We start from the raw sequence: 311 nt of genomic DNA, 5'->3' as shown, positions 1-311 counted from the left end.
CCAGAGCCAGAGCCAGAGCCAGAGCCAGAGCCAGAGCCAGAGCCAGAGCCAGAGCCAGAGCCAGAGCCAGAGCCAGACCCAGTTAAGATTGTTGATGTTTCGGCACCGCAACTGCAACCAGTTGTCGCCGAAACGGCCGCGGCTACGCCAGTGGAAGTGGCAGAACCGATTGAATCAGCGGACATCATTGCGCCGGTTGAGCTTGCAGTTGAAGCGCCCGTCGAGTTAACTGCTGCAGAAGCAGAAGCAGAAGCAGAAGCAGAAGCAGAAGCAGAAGCAGAAGCAGAAGCAGAAGCAGAAGCAGAAGCAGA

The 311-nt window shown here is 57.2% G+C and carries 1 protein-coding gene; it reads left to right on the top strand.

Annotation, left to right across the window (positions count from 1 at the left end; all coding sequences use genetic code 11):
• A partial coding sequence (locus L9G74_RS20110; RefSeq protein ID WP_238898549.1) for a hypothetical protein occupies window positions 1-311 on the top strand: 311 nt, incomplete at both ends.

Origin of the sequence: Shewanella electrica, from assembly GCF_022321485.1 — a bacterium.
In the GTDB taxonomy this organism is placed as follows: Bacteria; Pseudomonadota; Gammaproteobacteria; order Enterobacterales; family Shewanellaceae; genus Shewanella; species Shewanella electrica.
The sequence above is the reverse complement of the archived record's forward strand: the minus strand, read 5'-3'. Positions and strand labels throughout refer to the sequence as shown.